13 protein-coding genes are annotated in these 15,562 nt (G+C 71.2%); 3 read left to right on the forward strand and 10 right to left on the reverse strand.

The features are described 5' to 3' along the window. Positions 1 to 53: 53 nt before the first annotated feature. From QFZ67_RS14920 to QFZ67_RS14935, 4 genes are all read right to left on the reverse strand, one after another. Complete coding sequence (locus tag QFZ67_RS14920) at positions 54 to 1,124, reverse strand: DUF2690 domain-containing protein (protein WP_307661590.1); 1,071 nt, start codon at positions 1,122 to 1,124, stop codon at positions 54 to 56. A gap of 309 nt (positions 1,125 to 1,433) precedes the next feature. After that, complete coding sequence (locus tag QFZ67_RS14925; RefSeq protein ID WP_307661591.1) at positions 1,434 to 2,654, reverse strand: NADP-dependent isocitrate dehydrogenase; 1,221 nt, start codon at positions 2,652 to 2,654, stop codon at positions 1,434 to 1,436. A gap of 78 nt (positions 2,655 to 2,732) precedes the next feature. Then, positions 2,733 to 3,791 carry a DUF3017 domain-containing protein gene (locus QFZ67_RS14930; RefSeq protein WP_307661592.1) on the reverse strand — a complete coding sequence of 353 codons (1,059 nt, stop codon included), beginning with the start codon at positions 3,789 to 3,791 and terminating at the stop codon, positions 2,733 to 2,735. 18 nt (positions 3,792 to 3,809) lie between these two features. After that, positions 3,810 to 4,676 (reverse strand): bifunctional methylenetetrahydrofolate dehydrogenase/methenyltetrahydrofolate cyclohydrolase, encoded by an 867-nt coding sequence (locus QFZ67_RS14935; protein ID WP_307661593.1) that lies wholly within the window; start codon positions 4,674 to 4,676, stop codon positions 3,810 to 3,812. Positions 4,677 to 4,964: 288 nt separating this feature from the next. On the opposite strand from QFZ67_RS14935, the gene QFZ67_RS14940 reads away from it, so the two are divergent. Then, complete coding sequence (locus QFZ67_RS14940; protein ID WP_307661594.1) at positions 4,965 to 5,546, forward strand: hypothetical protein; 582 nt, start codon at positions 4,965 to 4,967, stop codon at positions 5,544 to 5,546. A gap of 146 nt (positions 5,547 to 5,692) precedes the next feature. On the opposite strand, the gene purH is transcribed toward QFZ67_RS14940, so the two are convergent. After that, complete coding sequence (purH, locus tag QFZ67_RS14945; RefSeq protein WP_307661595.1) at positions 5,693 to 7,261, reverse strand: bifunctional phosphoribosylaminoimidazolecarboxamide formyltransferase/IMP cyclohydrolase; 1,569 nt, start codon at positions 7,259 to 7,261, stop codon at positions 5,693 to 5,695. Next, complete coding sequence (purN, locus tag QFZ67_RS14950) at positions 7,258 to 7,896, reverse strand: phosphoribosylglycinamide formyltransferase (protein ID WP_307661596.1); 639 nt, start codon at positions 7,894 to 7,896, stop codon at positions 7,258 to 7,260. Before purN ends, purH begins: the two co-directional genes overlap by 4 nt. 264 nt (positions 7,897 to 8,160) lie before the next feature. On the opposite strand from purN, the gene QFZ67_RS14955 reads away from it, so the two are divergent. After that, positions 8,161 to 8,955 (forward strand): hypothetical protein, encoded by a 795-nt coding sequence (locus tag QFZ67_RS14955; protein ID WP_307661597.1) that lies wholly within the window; start codon positions 8,161 to 8,163, stop codon positions 8,953 to 8,955. Here the strand turns inward: QFZ67_RS14955 and QFZ67_RS14960 are convergent. Beyond that, on the reverse strand, positions 8,945 to 10,516 hold the full coding sequence (locus QFZ67_RS14960) for a DUF6350 family protein (protein WP_373430047.1): 1,572 nt from the start codon (positions 10,514 to 10,516) through the stop codon (positions 8,945 to 8,947). The two genes, QFZ67_RS14955 and QFZ67_RS14960, sit on opposite strands and share 11 nt — an antisense overlap. A 182-nt stretch (positions 10,517 to 10,698) precedes the next feature. Between QFZ67_RS14960 and QFZ67_RS14965 the strand changes: the two genes are divergently transcribed. Beyond that, the gene (locus QFZ67_RS14965; RefSeq protein WP_307661599.1) at positions 10,699 to 11,856 is read left to right on the forward strand and encodes a helix-turn-helix domain-containing protein; all 1,158 of its coding nucleotides are present in this window, start codon (positions 10,699 to 10,701) and stop codon (positions 11,854 to 11,856) included. A 95-nt stretch (positions 11,857 to 11,951) separates the two neighbouring features. Here QFZ67_RS14965 and sucD read toward each other — a convergent pair whose 3' ends face one another. The 3 genes from sucD to QFZ67_RS14980 form a co-directional block, all read right to left on the reverse strand. Beyond that, positions 11,952 to 12,836: a succinate--CoA ligase subunit alpha gene (gene sucD / locus QFZ67_RS14970; RefSeq protein ID WP_307661600.1), complete on the reverse strand. Its 885-nt coding sequence runs from the start codon at positions 12,834 to 12,836 to the stop codon at positions 11,952 to 11,954. 21 nt (positions 12,837 to 12,857) lie between these two features. After that, complete coding sequence (gene sucC, locus QFZ67_RS14975) at positions 12,858 to 14,036, reverse strand: ADP-forming succinate--CoA ligase subunit beta (RefSeq protein ID WP_307661601.1); 1,179 nt, start codon at positions 14,034 to 14,036, stop codon at positions 12,858 to 12,860. 338 nt (positions 14,037 to 14,374) lie between these two features. Further along, on the reverse strand, positions 14,375 to 15,484 hold the full coding sequence (locus QFZ67_RS14980; RefSeq protein ID WP_307661602.1) for a hypothetical protein: 1,110 nt from the start codon (positions 15,482 to 15,484) through the stop codon (positions 14,375 to 14,377). Between the last annotated feature and the right edge of the window lie 78 nt (positions 15,485 to 15,562).

The following is a 15,562-nucleotide window of genomic DNA, read 5'->3' on the forward strand; positions in this document are numbered from 1 at the left end:
GTCAGGCTATCCGACCCGCGACCCCGTACTCCCCCGCCCCCTTGTGGCGCGGCTCACTGCTGCCCGGTGCAGCCGGTGACCCCCGTCTTGAGGGTCGCGCAGGCCTTGGCCTCGGCCGGCGCGGCGACCGCGGTCATCGGGGTGTACGCGTCGTTGTCCGCGTTCACCAACTCGTTCTGCGCGCTCTTGCCGGCCACGCTGATCTGCAGCGCGTCACCGGGGGCCGCCTGGGTGATACGAGCCCAGGCCGCCTGGCAGGTCTTGCTGTAGCGGACCTCGACGAAGGTCTTGCCGACGGTCGCGGAGGAGACGGTCTTGGCGAACTCGCCGCCGCAGCCCATCGCTTCCGGGTCCTGGCCCGTGCATGCCTTGCCGCTGCACTTCACACCCGCGGGCAGTTGCGGACTGCTGGTGGTCGGGGCTGCCGGAGGGGGCTTGGCAGCGGGCTTGCCGTCGGTGCCGTCCCCGCCGAGGTCGGTCAGGAGCACGGCGGCGGCGATCACCAGCAGCGCGCCGACGAGGCCGGCGAGGAACATGATGACCTTGCGCTTGCCGCCTTCCTGGTGGTCGGGGGAGGGGTCAGCGCCCAGCGGCGCGGTCGGCGGCGCGGGGAGGCCGGGACCGCTCTGCGTCGGCATGTAGGGGGACGGGCGCTGCGGCTGCTCCCCGCCGCAGCGGTCCCAGCCGCTCGGATCCCGGCCACTCGGATCCCGGCCGCTCGGATCCGCGGGCGCGGCCGGCAGGCCGCCCGGGCGACCTGCCGGGGCAACCGCCTGCGCCGGGCCGAACTCCCCGAGCGCTGCCCGCGCCTGGGAGATCCGCGACGCTTCCATCGTCATGTCGTGGCGCATCTCGGAACGGCTCCAGGCGCGCTCCGCGAGCTCCCACATGGTGGTCAGATGCCCCGTGTTCGTCCCGGTCACCTCGGCCAGCGCGACTATCGCGCCCTTGGGCGCGAGCAGCCGCCCGTTCAGATACCGCTCCCACGACGTCTTGCTGTATCCGGTGCGGTCCGCGACGGCGGAGATGCTCAGCCGGCTGCGGTCGACAAGCCGGCGCAGCTGACTGGCGAACTCCCGGACCTGCGGGTCGAGTTCCTCCGGCAGTGCCTTCCAACGAGGCATGTGCTTCCCCCCTTGTCCCCTTTTCCCCCGAACGGACTACCCAATGGGATGCGCAGGCCCAGGATGTCAGTTCCTGTTATCGGCGTGCACGGGAGCATTCGGGATGGACTGCACGCCCCGTCGTGCGCCCCGCCCGTACCGCAACCGCCCCGCCCGCCCGTAGCGCACGATCAAAGCGTGGCGGAATGGTCACTTCCCTGCCACAGGCCCCTGGCGTCCCTTGTCCGCACTTGGCGCGTCCATGACCCTTGAAAACAAGACGGCGCCCGTCCTCCCTCGGGGGAGAGGACGGGCGCCGTTCCCTTTCGATCAGGCGGACGCCATCTTCTTCTGCAGGTTGGCGTCGAGCACGTCCAGGAATTGCTCCGTGGTCAGCCACGGTGCGCCCTTGGAGATCAGCAGTGCCAGGTCCTTCGTCATCTGGCCGGCCTCGACGGTCTCGATGCAGACCTGCTCCAGCGTCTCCGCGAACCTGGTGACCTCGGGGGTGTTGTCCAGCTTTCCGCGATGGGCAAGACCACGGGTCCAGGCGAAGATCGACGCGATCGGGTTGGTCGAGGTCGCCTTGCCCTGCTGGTGCTGGCGGTAGTGGCGGGTGACCGTGCCGTGCGCGGCCTCGGCCTCGACGGTCTTGCCGTCGGGAGACATCAGGACCGAGGTCATCAGACCCAGCGAGCCGAAGCCCTGCGCGACGATGTCGGACTGGACGTCGCCGTCGTAGTTCTTGCACGCCCAGACGTAGCCGCCCTCCCACTTGAGCGCCGCGGCGACCATGTCGTCGATGAGGCGGTGCTCGTAGGTCAGGCCCTTGGCGTCGAACTCGGCCTTGAACTCGGCGTCGAAGATCTCCTGGAAGATGTCCTTGAAGCGGCCGTCGTACTTCTTGAGGATCGTGTTCTTCGTGGACATGTAGACCGGGTACTCACGGGCCAGGCCGTACCGGAACGAGGCGCGCGCGAAGTCGCGGATCGACTCGTCGTGGTTGTACATCGCGAGCGCGACACCGGCGTCCGGGAACTCGTGAACCTCGAGTTCGATCGGCTCGGAGCCGTCCTTCGGGGTGAAGGTCATGGTGAGCGTGCCGGGGCCGGGGACCTTCAGGTCGGTGGCGCGGTACTGGTCGCCGAAGGCGTGACGGCCGACGACGATCGGCTTGGTCCAGCCAGGGACGAGCCGCGGCACGTTCTCCATGATGATCGGCTCGCGGAAGATCACGCCGCCGAGGATGTTGCGGATGGTGCCGTTCGGCGAGCGGTACATCGCTTTGAGGTTGAACTCCTCGACCCGCGCCTCGTCGGGCGTGATCGTGGCGCACTTGACGCCGACGCCGTACTTCTTGATGGCGTTGGCGGCGTCGACGGTCACCTGGTCGCTGGTGGCGTCGCGGTGCTCGATACCCAGGTCGAAGTACTTAAGCTCGACATCGACGTACGGCAGGATCAGCTTGTCCTTGATGAAGGACCAGATGATGCGGGTCATCTCGTCGCCGTCGAGCTCGACGACGGGGTTGGCAACCTTGATCTTGGCCATGAGGTGGAACATCCCTCTCACGTCGATATATCCCGATATCTCGTCATCAAGATACTCGACGGGGTGGGCCACGCCGGGCTAACGCACGGTGAAGTGCACGGCGTCCTCCAGGAACGGAACGTCCAGCCACGGCTTCGGCTGCGTCACCAGCGCGAGCAGGACGATCAGGATGCCGAGCACTCCGTACGTAACCATGTCGGTGAAGCGGGAGCGCACCGCCAGCATGCCCACGGAGGGCAGCATCCGGCGCAGCACGGCGCCCGTGAGGAGGGCGACGCCGATAAGGATGGTGCCGACCCGGAAGGCCTCGGCGAAGGCGTCGGTGCCGACGACCACGAGGCCGAGCCCGGTGAGCGCGAGCACCGTGAGCAGCGGCCACTGCCGCGCGGGAGCGGGAGCCCCACCGGGAGCGGCCCGCCCGCCGCCTTCGGGCCGGGCGGTGTCCCGGGTGAGGGATGGCGGCCGCCGGGAGGGGGCCTTGCCGGGTGCGGCGGGTTGCGCGGTCCGATGGTCCTGGGAGGTGTCGGGGGTGTGCCCCGCATCCGCGACACGCGCCTCGATGCCGCTTTGGTCGCCGGCGTCCGGGCGGCCGGGCCGGGGGTGGACGGCCTCGGCTAGCGCGGCGGCGACGGCGGCCCCGACGGCGGGGACGGGGCGCTTGTGGTGGGGGCCGGTCCGGCCGTTGGCGTCGGGAGCGGCCGACGGTTCGACGGCGTCCCGGCCGTCCGCGTCGGTGGAGGCCGGTTCGACGGCGTCCCGGCCGTCCGCGTCGCTGGAGGCCGGTTCGACGGCGTCCCGGCCGTCCGCGTCGCTGGAGGCCGGTTCGACGGCGTCCCGGCCGTCCGCGTCGCTGGAGGCCGGTTCGACGGCGTCCCGGCCGTCCGCGTCACTGGAGGCCGGTTCGACGGCGTCCCGGCCGTCCGCGTCACTGGAGGCCGGTTCGACGGCGTCCCGGCCGTCCGCGTCACTGGAGGCCGGTTCGATGGCGTCCCGGCCGTCCGCGTTACCGGCGGCCCGGTCCTCCGCCCCCGGCTCGGGGGCCCCTGCGCTGCCGGCTGCAGAGGCAGCGCCCTCTGCAAGCGGCGCAGCCGCACCGCGGTCGTCCGCCCCCGCTGCGTCGTTCGTGCGTACGCCCATGGGCTTCAGCCTTCCCGGTCAGCCCGCGGCGGCGACGGCGGCGCGCTCGGCCGCCTCGACGACGTTGACCAGCAGCTGCGCGCGGGTCATCGGGCCGACGCCGCCTGGGTTCGGTGAGATCCAGCCGGCCACCTCGGCGACGCCCGGGTGGACGTCTCCGGCGATCTTGCCGTTCTCGTCGCGGCTGACGCCGACGTCGAGCACTGCCGCGCCCGGCTTGACGTCCTCCGGCTTGATGATGTGCCGTACCCCGGCCGCCGACACGATGATGTCGGCCTGCCGCAGATGCATGCCCAGATCGCGGGTGCCGGTGTGGCACTGGGTCACGGTCGCGTTCTCGGACTTACGGGTCAGCAGCAGCGGGATCGAGCGGCCGACGGTGATGCCGCGCCCGACGACCACGATGTGCGCGCCCTTGATCTCGACGCCGTGGTGACGGAGCAGCTGGATGATTCCGTACGGAGTGCACGGCAGCGGCGCCTCCACGCCCAGCACCAGCCTGCCCAGGCTCATCGGGTGCAGCCCGTCCGCGTCCTTGGCCGGGTCCATCAGCTCCAGCACGCGGTTGGCGTCGATGCCCTTGGGGAGCGGGAGTTGGACGATGTAGCCCGTGCACTCGGGGTTGTCGTTGAGCTCGTGGACGACCGCCTCGATCTCCTCCTGCGTGGCGGTGTCCGGCAGTTCGCGCTGGATCGACGCGATGCCGACCTCCGCGCAGTCGCGGTGCTTGCCGTTGACGTACCAGCGGCTGCCCGGGTCGTCCCCGACGAGCAGGGTCCCGAGGCCCGGGGTGATACCCCGTTCCTTGAGGGCCGCCACGCGGGCGGTCAGGTCGGACTTGATCGCGGCTGCGGTGGCCTTGCCATCGAGAATCTGGGCAGTCATGGACCCATCCTCGCGGATGGACCCGCCCCGGTTCCAATTCGGGCCGCCACTGGCCCGCCACCGGGCCGCCCTCCGGCCGTCTCCCGGCCCCCTCCCGGCCCCCTCAGGGACAACGTGAGGTTGCACTTGCACAACACATGTGGCCGCCGACTGGACAAAATGTCGACCTTAATACCACGATGAGCCGCGCAGTACCGCGGCAGTGTTGGGGGGCAGACCGCTGATCTTGTGACGTTCCTCCGCGCTCGGACCGCGTCGTCCCCGCACTTCCAACGGAGGAAACCCGCCATGAGCTTCGGCGACCCGAACAACCCTTACGGCCAGCCGCAGGGCCAGCCGCAGCAGCCGGGCTACGGCTACCCGCAGCAGGGCCAGCCGCAGCAGCCCGGTTACGGCTACCCGCAGGCCCCGCCGGTCCAGCCGTACGGCGCCGGCGGCTTCCCGCCGGCGGCCCCGACGTCGATGCCCGGTCTGATGACTGCGGCCCGCGTCCTCCTGTTCATCATTGGCGGTCTGCAGGTCCTCGTCGGAATCATCGCGGGCATCGCCATCGCGGCCGCCTCGGACGCGGTCGACTCGGACGCAGCAAGTGGCCTGGCCGGTCTCGGCTTCATCATGGTCTTCATCCTGCTGGTCTTCGCGGGCCTGGCGATCTTCCTCGGGGTGAAGTTCTCCACCGGCGGCACCGCCATCCGCGTCATCACGATCGTGTACGCATCGCTGATGATCCTCGGCTCCCTCGCCAACTTCACGTCCGGCCAGGCCACCGGGGTGGTCGGCGGCCTCGTCAGCCTCGCCATCGGCGGCATCATCCTCGCCGCGATGGTGAACTCGCAGGCGTCTGCCTGGTTCAACCGCCCGCGTTACTGAGGTACTTGGCACCACGCACGTACCGAATACACGAAGGCCGCAATACGCGCCGACTGGCGGGTTTGCGGCCTTCGGCCGTGCTGCCCTCCGCACCCCCGCCCGGGCGGGGGTGCGGAGGTGCGGCCCTCGGGCCGCACAGCTCAGGGTCAGTGGAAGAAGTGCCGCGTACCCGTGAAGTACATCGTCACGCCCGCCTTCTTCGCCGCCTCCACCACCAGCTCGTCCCGCACCGAACCGCCCGGCTGCACCACCGCCTTGACGCCCGCCGCGAGCAGGATCTCCAGGCCGTCGGGGAACGGGAAGAACGCGTCGGACGCGGCGTACGAGCCCTGCGCGCGCTCCGCCCCCGCGCGCTCCACCGCGAGCTTCGCGGAGTCGACGCGGTTGACCTGGCCCATGCCCACGCCCACGGACGCGCCGTCCTTCGCGAGCAGGATCGCGTTCGACTTCACCGCGCGGCAGGCCTTCCAGGCGAAGGCAAGCTCCCCCAGTTGCTCGCCGGACAGCGCCTCGCCCGTGGCGAGCGTCCAATTGGCCGGGTCGTCGCCCTCCGCCTGGAAGGCGTCGGACTCCTGGAGCAGCGCACCGCCGGAGACCGGCTTGAGGTCGCCGGGCTGCAGCGGGGTGCCCTCGACCTGCAGGACCCGGATGTTCTTCTTCCGGGCCAGGACCTCGACCGCTCCGTCCTCGTACGCCGGTGCGGCGATGACCTCGGTGAAGATGTCCGCGACCTGCTCGGCCATCGCCACGCTCACCGGGCGGTTGACGGCGATCACGCCGCCGAACGCGGAGAGCGGGTCGCAGGCGTGCGCCTTGCGATGCGCCTCGGCGACGTCCGCGCCGACCGCGATGCCGCACGGGTTGGCGTGCTTGATGATCGCGACGCACGGCTCCTCGTGGTCGAATGCGGCACGGCGCGCCGCTTCGGTGTCCACGTAGTTGTTGAAGGACATCTCCTTGCCGTGCAGCTGCTCGGCGTTGGCGAGCCCGCCCGGCTGCCCGTCGGTGTAGAGCGCGGCGGCCTGGTGGGGGTTCTCGCCGTACCGGAGTGTGGCCTTGCGCTCCCACGCGCCGGCCAGGAACTCCGGCAGGGTCGCGCCCTCCTCGGGGGCGTACGCGTTGGTGAACCAGGACGCGACGGCCACGTCGTACGCGGCGGTGTGCTGGAACGCTTCCGCCGCCAGGCGCTTGCGCGCGGCCAGGTCGAAGCCGCCGGTCTTGACGGCGTCGAGCACGTCGCCGTACCGCGCCGGGCTGGTGACAACCGCGACCGACGGATGGTTCTTCGCCGCCGCGCGGACCATCGACGGGCCGCCGATGTCGATCTGCTCGACGCACTCGTCGGGAGCCGCGCCGGAGCGGACGGTCTCCTGGAAGGGATACAGGTTCACGACGACGAGGCCGAAGGGCTCCACGCCCAGCTCGGCGAGCTGCTCACGGTGCGACTCGAGCCGCAGGTCGGCGAGGATCCCGGCGTGCACGCGCGGGTGCAGAGTCTTGACCCGGCCGTCCAGACACTCGGGGAAGCCGGTGAGCTCCTCGACCTTGGTGACCGGCACCCCGGCCGCGGCGATCTTCGCGGCGGTCGAGCCGGTGGAGACCAGCTCCACGCCCGCCTCGTGCAGCCCGCGGGCGAGCTCCTCAAGACCCGTCTTGTCATACACACTGACCAGCGCTCGCCGGACGGCTCGCTTCGCAGCAGCCTCAACAGTCACGGGAAAACTACCTTTCGTCCCTCAATGCGGTAGCCGTTACGGGCCAGACGCCCCACGACCTCGACGAGCAGCCGTCGCTCGACTTCCTTGATGCGCTCATGGAGAGCGGCTTCGTCGTCCTCGTCCCGTACCTCGACCACGCCCTGCGCGATGATCGGGCCGGTGTCGACGCCGTCGTCGACGAAGTGGACGGTGCACCCGGTGACCTTGGCGCCGTACGCGAGCGCGTCGCGCACGCCGTGGGCCCCGGGGAAGCTGGGCAGCAGGGCGGGATGCGTATTGACGCAGCGGCCGCCGAAGCGGGCGAGGAATTCCTTACCCACGATCTTCATTGTGAAGCCGGCCGAGACGACCAGATCCGGTTCGTACGCGGCGGTGGCCTCGGTGAGCGCGAGATCCCAGGCGTCGCGGGTCTCGTAGTCCTTCACCTTGCACACGAAGGTGGGCAGCCCGGCGCGCTCGGCGCGCTCGAGACCGGCGATCCCGTCCCGGTCGGCCCCGACGGCGACGACACGGGCACCGAAGCCCTGCGGATCCTCGTCGATCGCCTCGAGCAGGGCCTGGAGGTTCGTACCGGACCCGGAGACCAGGACGACAAGGCGTGCAGGACGGCGGGAGGGGGGCGGGGAGGCCACGTCGGGTCTCTTTCTCGCGGTGTGGTGCGGCTTGCGGTGCCGCTTACTGTGCGGCTTTGTGTGGTCGTACGAACGAATCGCGCCCCTCAATAGGGGAACTCTACGAAGGGGCCGACCGTCAGCAACGATACCGGCACACAGAACCGCCCCCACGGGACGGGGGCGTGCCCGGGAGGTAGCGTCTGGGGACAGGTCCCGTCCCCTGACGGGCACTACGACACAAGACCCCATGTGCGCTGGGTCTGAGGGGAAGACGTTCACCACATGCCGGACCGACGCCGCCGTACGGACCTCCTGTTGCCGCGGGAGCGCCAGTCCACGGACGACAACAACCCCTTCGCGCCGCCACCGGAGGGCAGGCCTGACCAGCCCTGGCAGCCGCGCCGCCCAGCGAACGACGGCGACAACTCCGACGACTCCTCTTCGTCCGACTCGTCCGGCTCCTCCGGGTCGGGCTCTTCCGGATCCTCGGGCTCCTCGAGCGGTGGTGGCTCCGGCTGGGGCAGCCAGTGGAGCAGCCGCCAGCCGGGCCGCTCCTCGGGCGGTGGCTTCGGCGGCCGCCCCGGCGGCGAGAACGGCCAGAACGGCGGCGGCCGGCAGGGCCCGGACGGCGGCTCCCCCGGCGGCCTCCGCTGGGACCCGACGGACCCGGCCCAGCGCAGGGCGCGCTATGCGCTGCTGTCGGGCATGTGGGCGTTCTTCTTCGCGCTGTTCGAACTCCCGGAGATCGCGCTGCTGCTGGGCGCGCTGGCGCTGTACTGGAGCATCAGCTCCCTGCGCGCCAAGCCCCAACGCCCCGCAACGGACGCGGTGACCTCACCCCCGCCCGTACGCCCGACGCCGCCGACATCCCCGAACAAGCCCCAGCTGACGGCGGCCTTGAGCGGCCTGGTGATGGCGAGCATCGCGCTGGTGATCGTGGCGGCGTCGTTCACTGCGCAGCTCGTCTACCGGGACTACTACACATGCGTGAACGACGCCCTGACGAAGTCGGGCCAACTCGCCTGCAACGACCTGCTCCCGGATCCGCTGCGGGGCTTGATCGGCGTCAAGGAGTAGCCCGCACGGGCGGTTCACCGGGGGGTGGGGGTTCGGCCCCCTCCCCCGGCGGTTCCTTCGCGGCCGACGGCTCCTTCGCTGGCGGCGCCTCAGGCAGCGCCGGATCCGGCTCCGGCGTCGCCACCGGCTGAAGCTCCGCCGTCAAACCCCCCGACGCCTCCTTGAGCGCCGCCACCCGATCCTCCCGGCCCTCCCTCTCGGCCCAGGAACCCGACGGCAGGAAGTCGTACGCCTCCGACGCCCCGTCGTCCGGCTCCGGCGGCCCGGCGGGTGCGGGCACCACAGGCACCGGTGCCGCAGCCTCCGGGGCCGACTCCGGCACCGGCTCCACCGCCCCGCGCCTCCACCAACGCCCCGGCACCCGCACCCGCCACGCCCGCACCCCCAGCGCTCCCGGCACCCCGATACCCGCCGTCCATGCCAGCGCCGCCGGCCCCGTCAGCCACCACACCGGGCCGAACGCGGCCAGCCGGCCCGTGCCCATCGGGCCGCCCGCGGCCCCCGCCATCAGGGCCGCCAGGACCCCGCAGCCCACGGCACCCAGGAGCGCCGTCAGCGCGGTCTCGCGCACGCCCCACGCGGTCTCCCGTGCCCCGTGCCGCGGCGCCGCCGCCCGCACCGTGAACCACGCGATCACCACCCCCGCCACCACCGGCACAGCCGCCGCAGCCCAGTGCATCGGCATCCCCCGCCCCTCACCCGGGACCGCGGCCAGCAACGGGAAGTGCGGCAGCGCCGGGTCCCCGGCCAGCGCGAGCGGGGTCGCCGTGGCGCCCGTACCGAGCGCGAAACCCGGCCCGAGCCCGTACGCCGCACCCCACACCGCCGCGTTCGGCACCAGCGCGAACCCCAGCAGCAGCACCGCGAGCCGCCCCGACCACGGCTCCGCCAGGCGCAGGAACGAATCCTGCGTCGCGTCGGAGTGCCACACCAGCGACACCGCGACCAGCAGCGCCCCGCCGCCCAGCAGCGCCATCGCCCCCGCCGCGGCGGACCGCAGTGCGACGGCCACCCCGGTACGGGCGAGCGCCACCCGTACCCGCCCGGGCAGCCAGGCGGGCAGCAGCTCGCGCGGGCTGCCGCTCCCCGTCCACACCCCGGCCGCCGCCGCGAGCGCCGTCACCAGCGGCACATGGAACAGCGCGCTCACCGGGTCCGGCGCCAGCGGCCCGCCCGTCGTGTAGACCGCCGCAGCGATGCCGACCAGGAGATATCCCGCGGTCACTGCGCACAGCGCACCCGGAGCCGACGGCCGCAGCCGCCCCTCCCCCAGTTCCAGCGCGTCGCGCGCCGCCCGGTGCACCAGCCAGGCCGGAAGCGCGACGAACAGCAGCGGCACGACCCCCACCGGCGCCGGGGCCCCGGAGAGCGTGCCGGCGCGTACGAGCTCGGTGCCGTGGGCCAGCAGCCACAGCCCGGCGACGAGGTGCAGCGCCCCATCGGGACCGCTGTCCGGGTACGGAGAGCTGATCCACAGCACCATCACCACAAGCGCGAGCCCGCCCAGCCCGAGCCCCGCCGCGGTCGCCCCGCGCACGAAGGACGCGGCCAGGGCAGGCACAGGCCCCCCCTGCACGGGGACCGGAGTCTGCGGCACAGAAGGGCTGCGATCGGTCATTTGAGTCACGCGGCCATGCTGCCAACGACACGCGCCGTAGTCGCGTAACAGGCGATCACCCGCTGTGTCGTTCAATATACGTTTATGTACTTTCTCGTCGAGTGGAGTGCTGACGGGAGCCCTTCATGACTCAGAGCACCACACGCTCCGTACCCGCCCCGCTGCCCTCCCCCATGGAACGGCGCAGGCTGCGCGAGGCGAAGTTCCTGAGCGAGGAGGAGGCCGCGAGCGTGGTCGGCGTCACGCGGGCGACGATCAGGTCCTGGGAGACCGGCCGCAGCAGCCCACGGGGGCGCAACCGCGAGCTGTACGCGAGGCTGCTCGCCGACTCTGCCGAGAGGACCAGGGAGTCCAGGGAGTTCTGGGAATCCAGGGAATCCGGCGAATTCCCCGCCTGGCAGCCCGAACCCGAACCCGCCGCCAAGCACGCGGCCGAACAGCAGGCCCCGCCGCCGAAGCCACCGGAACCGCCGGCACTCCCCGAGTTCACCCCCGCCGAGGCCTTCGACGCTCTCTACTCGTACGCCGCCCCGGCCCTCGTACGCCAGACCTACCTGCTCACCGGTCGGCTCCGGCTCTCCCACGAGTCGGTCGAGCGCGCCTTCCATCTCGCCTGGCAGCGGTGGCCAAAGGTCGCCGTCGACCCGGACCCCGCGGGCTGGGTACGGGCCGCCGCGTACGAATACGCCATGTCCCCCTGGCAGCGGCTACGGCCCGTCCACCGGCACCCCGACTTCCCTCGCGTCGAGGGGGACCGGCGCCGGCTGCTCGACGCGCTGCTGGAACTTCCCCCGTCGTACCGCCGCACCCTGGTGCTCTACGACGGCCTCGGCCTCGATCTCCCCGAGACGGCCGCCGAGACGGAGGCGAGTACCCCCGCCGCGGCAAACCGCCTGGTGCACGCGCGGGCAGCCGTCGCCGAGCGGGCGCCCGAGCTCGGCGTGCCCGAGACGCTGCACGAGCAGCTCACGGCCCTCGCGAACGCCGGCCCGGTGCCGCGGCTGAGCGCCGCCAGAGCGGTACGTACGGGCTGCGAGCGCCGGGCCCGGTTCTGGACGCGAGCCGCCATCACGGTCACCACACTGATCATCGGCGCCACGGCCTACACCCTGGCCACCGCGCCGACGCGGTACGAACCGCCGCTCGCCCCCGGGCAGCAAGTCGGCGGCGTACCGCCGCACAGCGGGCCGCAGCCGCTGACCCCGCGGGTCATGGAGCTGCGCGCGAAGCTGCTCGCCGAGCCGGCGTACGGTCCGGAACGACTCCTGCCCCAGGTGCGCTGACCAGGTCAGTTGCTTAGTACGCGAGTGGGCCCGCACCTCACAGGAATCGCCTGGAGGCGCGGGCCCACTCGTACGTGCCGTACCTACCGCAAAGGTCAGGCGCCCAGGATCTCGCGCGCCAGCTTGGCCGTCTCGGTCGGCGTCTTGCCGACCTTGACGCCCGCGGCCTCGAGGGCTTCCTTCTTGGCCGCGGCCGTGCCGGAGGAGCCGGAGACGATGGCGCCGGCGTGGCCCATGGTCTTGCCCTCGGGGGCGGTGAAGCCCGCGACGTAACCGACGACCGGCTTGGTGACGTTCTTCGCGATGAAGTCCGCCGCACGCTCCTCGGCGTCGCCGCCGATCTCGCCGATCATCACGATCAGCTCGGTCTCCGGGTCGGCCTCGAATGCGGCCAGCGCGTCGATGTGGGTCGTGCCGATGACCGGGTCGCCACCGATGCCGACGGCCGAGGAGAAGCCGATGTCACGGAGCTCGTACATCATCTGGTAGGTCAGCGTGCCGGACTTGGACACGAGACCGATGCGGCCGGGCTTGGTGATGTCGCCCGGGATGATGCCGGCGTTGGACTGGCCGGGGGTGATCAGGCCGGGGCAGTTCGGACCGATGATCCGGGTCTTGTTGCCCTTGGCGGTCGCGTACGCCCAGAAGGCGGCGGAGTCGTGGACCGCGATGCCCTCGGTGATGACGACCGCGAGGCCGATCTCGGCGTCGATCGCCTCGACGACGGCGGCCTTGGCGAAGGCCGGCGGCACAAAGAGGACGGAGACGTCGGCTCCGGTCTTCTCCATCGCCTCGGCGACGGAGCCGAAGACCGGCACCTCGGTGCCGTCGAAGTCGACGGTCGTGCCCGCCTTGCGCGGGTTCACGCCACCGACGATGTTGGTGCCGTCGTTCAGCATGAGCTTGGTGTGCTTCATGCCCGTGGCGCCGGTCATGCCCTGGACGATGACCTTGCTGTCCTTGGTGAGGAAGATAGCCATGGTTCTGGAGTCCCTCTTCCCTTACTTCGCAGCCGCGAGCTCGGCGGCCTTGTCGGCCGCGCCGTCCATGGTGTCCACGCGCTGCACGAGCGGGTGGTTGGCGTCGGAAAGGATCTTGCGACCCAGCTCCGCGTTGTTGCCGTCGAGGCGCACGACCAGCGGCTTGGTGACGTCCTCGCCCTTGGACTTGAGCAGCGCCAGGGCCTGCACGATGCCGTTGGCGACCTCGTCGCACGCGGTGATGCCACCGAAGACGTTGACGAAGACGGACTTGACGTCCGGGTCGCCGAGGATGATTTCGAGGCCGTTCGCCATGACCTCGGCGGAGGCGCCGCCGCCGATGTCGAGGAAGTTGGCGGGCTTCACGCCGCCGTGGTTCTCACCGGCGTACGCGACGACGTCGAGGGTCGACATGACCAGACCCGCGCCGTTGCCGATGATGCCGACTTCGCCGTCGAGCTTGACGTAGTTGAGGTTCTTGGCCTTGGCGGCAGCCTCGAGCGGGTTGGCTGCGTCCTTGTCCTCGAGCCCCGCGTGCTCGGGCTGACGGAAGTCCGCGTTCTCGTCGAGCGAGACCTTGCCGTCGAGCGCGATGACACGGCCGTCGGCGACCTTGGCCAGCGGGTTGACCTCGACGAGGAGCGCGTCCTCGGCGATGAAGGTCTTCCACAGGGTCACCAGGATGTCGGCGACCTGGTCGGCGACATCGGCCGGGAACTTCGCGGCCGCGACGATCTCGCGGGCCTTCTCCAGGTCGACACCCTCGTTGGCGTTGACCGGGATCTTCGCGAGGGCCTCGGGGTTCTCCTCCGCGACGACCTCGATCTCCACGCCGCCCTGGACGGAGGCCATGGCAAGGAAAGTGCGGTTGGTGCGGTCGAGGAGGTACGAGACGTAGTACTCCTCGGCGATCTCAGGCGCCGTCTCGGCCAGCATCACCTTGTGGACCGTGTGGCCCTTGATGTCCATGCCGAGGATCTGACCGGCCTTCTCGACCGCGTCGTCCGGGTCGGAGGCCAGCTTGACGCCGCCGGCCTTGCCGCGGCCGCCGACCTTCACCTGCGCCTTGACGACCGACCGGCCGCCCAGACGCTCGGTCACCTCGCGCGCCGCCTCAGGCGTGTCGATGACTTCACCGGCCAGCACCGGTACACCGTGCTTGGCGAAGAGGTCCCTCGCCTGGTACTCGAACAGGTCCACGCGCGTCCGTCCCTTTTCTGATGATCGCGGTTCGTTGTCTGCGTGGGCGTGCCGCGAAGGGCAACGTGACTGCGCTGTCACAAGGGAGGCGTACACGGTGTCCGTGGCCGCGGCATGTCCGTCTCGCAGGTTATCCCCGTGGGCCGTAGGTCCCTAAATCGCAGATCACACCTGGGCGGTGATAACAGTCACAGATCGCACCCGGTGGCTGTGCCGGAAACGGAACCGGGCGGTCCCCACCCCAATGAGGACCGCCCGTGGAGCTCCGTAGAACCGCGTAACTTCCGACCCGCCTGTCAGATGTTCTGCGTCATTCGTTCTGCGTCATTCGTTCTGTGTCAGATGCCCTGCGTCAGGTGCGACGCGTAACCCGGAGTGACAGAGGAAGCCGCGCCCTGAACGCCGGAAACGGCGTTGCCGGCGAGCGGGGCCGCGGTGACCGTGCCGGTCAGGTCCTGCGCGAACGGCTGGACCTCGGAGACCACGCCGCCCGCGAACGGCGTCACGTCGCCGACGACACCGTGCGCGAGGGAGCCGGCGCTGCCGCCGACGCCGTACGCGACCGGCGTCACGTGGTCGACCACGGTGTGGACGAGCGGCTGAACCGAGCCGACGACACCGCCCGCGAAGGGCTGGACGTCGGAGACCACGCCGCCGGCGAACGGCTGGACCTCGCTGACGACACCGCCGGCGAACGGCGTCACGTCGCCGGCCACGCCCTGGGCGAGGCCGCCGACGTCGCCGACCGCCTGACCGGCGACCGGGACGACGCCGTTGACGGCCCGGCCGGCGATGGGCGGCAGAACGTCCTGAGCGGCGGCGTCGACGACCGGAGTGGCGTCGGCGACAGCGCCCTGGGCCCGGTACTGGGCCTGGGCCGGGGCCTGCTCCAGCTCGTGCGCGAAGGCGGAGAGCGGGCCGAAGAGGTAGTCGATCTCGTCCTGGACGTCCGTGCGGGCAGCGGACTGGGCGTTGCCCTGGGCCTGGGCGGCGGTGCCAGCGGCGGTGCGCTGAGCCTGCGCGGCCGTACCCGTCGTCTTGCCCTTGGCCTGGGCGGCCGTGCCCGTAGCGGTGCGCTGAGCCTTCGCGGCCGTACCCGTCGTCTTGCCCTTGGCCTGGGCGGCCGTGCCCGTAGCGGTGCGCTGAGCCTGCGCAGCCGTACCGGTGGCCTTGCCCTTGGCCTGGGTGACCGCACCCGTAGCGGTGCGCTGAGCCTGCGCGGCCGTACCCGTCGCCTTGCCCTTGGCCTGGGCGACCGCACCCGTGGCCGTGGAGCGCGCGTCGGAAGCGGCACCCTTGGCGTCCTGGACGGCGTCGGCCGCCTGGTCGGGCGTGGAGAGCGGTACGGAGACGTGCACCTCGTCGGCGCTGGCCACGGCGGTGCCGATGGCCCACATGCCGCCGGCCGTGGCGGCGACGGCTATAGAACGGCGAATATTCTTGTGCATGCTTGAGTCGAATCCTTCGAATGAGTTCGGCTGTCCGGAACTGTCCGGTTGGCGGGCAGACCTGTCCCGCCCCCGCGC

It is taken from the genome of Streptomyces sp. V1I1, from assembly GCF_030817355.1.
Taxonomy (GTDB): domain Bacteria; phylum Actinomycetota; class Actinomycetes; order Streptomycetales; family Streptomycetaceae; genus Streptomyces.